Below are 2964 nucleotides of genomic sequence, written 5' to 3'. Positions count from 1 at the left end.
GCGCCGGTGGTCGCCGGCGCCCCCGAGACCCTCGGGATCGCCGGCGAGACCGGCGCCTTCCTCAGCGTCGCGGCGGATGAGGCGGGGCGGCCGACCTACACCGTCCACGTGAGCAACGACGTCCACCAGAGCGGCTTTCTCGTGGTGGACCACGCCGGCGAGCCGGTGCGCGTCAACCCGCCCCGCTGACCGACCGGCGGAACCCCCCGGCCGCCCCTCCCGAGGCCCGTCCCGCCGGCGATCAGTCCATCAACCGGCTCAGAGACTCGATCTCCTCCACCGAGCGGGCCGTCACCACGAGCATGGTCACACCCGCGGCCTCCCACTCGGCGATCTGCGACCGCACCGAGTCCTCGTCGCCGATGATCGCGGTGGCCTCGACCATCTCGTCCGGGACCGCCGCCGCGGCCTCCTCCTTGCGCCCGGAGCGGAACAGCTCGGTGATGCGGTCGACGTCGTCGGCGAAGCCCATCCGGCGGAACGCCTCGGCGTGGAAGTTCTTCTCCTCCGCGCCCATGCCGCCGGCGTAGAGCGCGGTGAACGGCTTGTACGCGTCGAGGACCGCGCGCCGATCCTGCGTTATGTGAAGCTGGCACAGGAACGCCACCTCGAAGTCCTCCCGGGTCCGCCGCGCGCCGGGTCGGGCGAAGCCCTCGTCGAGCCACGCGTTGAACTCGTGCGCGGTCCGCGGCGAGGCCAGGAACCCCAGCCACCCGTCCGCGATCTCGGCGGCGAGTGCCACGTTCTTGGGCCCCTCGGCCCCCAGCCAGATGGGCACGTCCTCGCGCAGCGGGTGGAGGATCGACTTGAGCGGTTTGCCCAGTCCGGAGGCGCCCGGCCCCTGGTACGGCAGGGCGTACGCGGGCCCGTCGGAGGTCACGGGGGCCTCGCGGCGGAGCACCGCGCGGATGATGTCGATGTACTCCCGCGTCCGGGCCAACGGCCTGGTGAACGGCTGGCCGTACCAGCCCTCCACCACCTGCGGACCGGAGACGCCCAGGCCCAGGCAGAACCGGCCACCGGAGAGGTGGTCCAGGGTCATGGTGCTCATCGCGGTGGCCGTGGGCGTCCGGGCGGACAGCTGCACCACCGCCGTGGACAAGCGGATGCGTTCGGTGAGCGAGCCGTACCAGGCGAGCGGGGTGAACGCGTCCGAACCCCAGGCCTCGGCGGTGAAGACGGTGTCGAACCCCGCCCTGTCCGCGGCCACCACGAGGTCGGCGTGGGTGGTGGGCGGCTGGGCGCCCCAGTATCCGAGCTGCAAGGCGAATTTCATGGGGACCAGTGTGACCCAGACCGCCCCGCGACGGTGTCCGGCTCACGAAAAGTCACACACGGCGCAGTGGAACGTGTTCTACTTGTGGCGTGACATCCAGAGAGATCGTTGTCGACATCACCCCGCCCGACGAGGCCGTGCTCGAGGCCCCGCTCGCCCCGTCCTTCGCTTACACGCGGTCGACCGGACCGGTCCTGGGCGCGTTCTTCACCGGCCTGCGCGACCGCCGACTCGTGGGGGTCCGCGACTCCCGCGGCGCCGTGCACCTGCCGCCGGTGGAGTTCGACCCCCACACGCACGAGGCCCTGACGGACTTCGTCGAGGTGGGCTCCGGGACCGGGATCGACGGCGTCGTCGTCGTCTGGACCTGGGTTCCCGAACCCACCGACGTCAACCCGCTCGACTCGCCGTTCGCCTGGGCCCTGGTCCGGTTCGACGGCGCCGACACCGCCATCCTGCTGCCCCTCGCCGCCGACGGCCCCGAGGACGTGAGCTCGGGGATGCGCGTGCGGCTGCGGTGGTCCGCCGAGCGGACCGGGACCATCCACGACATCGCGTGCGTGGTCCCCGTGGACGTGGCGGGTGGGGACGACCCGGGCGGCACCGATCAGGGCGACGACGACGAGGTCCCGCAGCCCTCCGGGGGTGAGCCCGTCACCATGGTCGTCACCCCGATCGGCCTCTCGGTGACCCACACCGCGGGTCCCGCCGAGAGCGAGTTCCTCCGGGCCATCGTGCAGGGCCGTGTGCTCGGGCGGCGTCGCTCCAACGGACCCGAGGTCTACGTCCCGCCGCGCGACTACTGCCCCTCCGACGGGGTGGCCATGGGCGAGTACGTGGAGGTCTCCGGCGTCGGCACGGTCACCACGTTCGGCATCGTCAACGTGCCGTTCGCCGGTCAGGAGATCACGCCCCCGTACGTCACCGCGTACATCCTCCTGGACGGGTCCGACGTCCCCATCCAGCACCTCGTGCTGGGCTGCGAGGCCTCGGAGGTGCGCATGGGCATGCGGGTACGGGCGGCGTGGACGCCCGAGGCCGACCGCCCTGCCTCGATGAAGGCCATCACCCACTTCGAGCCGACCGGCGATCCCGACGCCGACCCCGACACCTACGCCGATCACCTGTAGAGGACACCCGTGACCCCCACCGCACCCCGGGACGTGGCCGTCGTCGGTTTCGCCCACGCCCGACACACAGAGTCCACCTTCGGCACCACCAACGGTGTCGAGATGCTCGCGCCCGTCTTCGCCGAGTGTTACCGGCAGACCGGGCTGGACCGCACCGACATCGAGTTCTGGTGCTCCGGTTCCTCCGACTACCTCGCCGGCCGGGCCTTCTCCTTCATCTCCGCCGTCGACACCATCGGCGCGTTCCCTCCCATCTGCGAGTCGCACGTGGAGATGGACGCCGCCTGGGCGTTCTTCGAGGCCTACCTCAAGATCGCCACAGGCCAGGCCGACACCGCGTTGGTCTACGGGTTCGGCAAGGCCTCGGCGAGCACCGACCTCGACTCGGCGCTGGCGCTGCAGCTCGACCCGTACACCGTGGCCCCGCTGTGGCCCGGCCGCCACCACATGGCCGCGTTGCAGGCCCGCGCGGGGATCGACGCGGGCAAGTGGTCCGAGGGCGAGATGGCCTCGGTGGCCGCCCGCGCCACCGGCAGGGACGAGCGGGAGCTGCTCGCC

General features: G+C 71.9%; 2 protein-coding genes and 2 pseudogenes. 3 read left to right on the top strand and 1 reads right to left on the bottom strand.

Translation table 11 applies throughout. The features are described from left to right. Positions 1–189, top strand: a pseudogene (locus tag G6022_RS01230) (hypothetical protein); the annotation flags it as partial. Between the two features lie 52 nt (positions 190–241). Here G6022_RS01230 and G6022_RS01225 read toward each other — a convergent pair. Beyond that, positions 242–1276 (bottom strand): LLM class F420-dependent oxidoreductase, encoded by a 1035-nt coding sequence (locus G6022_RS01225; protein WP_182638754.1) that lies wholly within the window; start codon positions 1274–1276, stop codon positions 242–244. Positions 1277–1365: 89 nt separating this feature from the next. Between G6022_RS01225 and G6022_RS01220 the strand changes: the two genes are divergently transcribed. Both G6022_RS01220 and G6022_RS01215 read left to right on the top strand, forming a co-directional pair. Continuing rightward, positions 1366–2406, top strand: a complete 1041-nt coding sequence (locus G6022_RS01220) for an OB-fold domain-containing protein (RefSeq protein WP_347237783.1) — start codon at positions 1366–1368, stop codon at positions 2404–2406. A gap of 9 nt (positions 2407–2415) precedes the next feature. Further along, positions 2416–2964 (top strand): annotated as a pseudogene (locus G6022_RS01215) (lipid-transfer protein); the annotation flags it as partial.

The organism is Dietzia sp. Cai40 (genome assembly GCF_014145165.1).
GTDB classification, from domain to species: domain Bacteria; phylum Actinomycetota; class Actinomycetes; order Mycobacteriales; family Mycobacteriaceae; genus Dietzia; species Dietzia natronolimnaea.
Note: the sequence above shows the minus strand (reverse complement) of the source record. Positions and strands in the feature narration are given on the sequence as shown.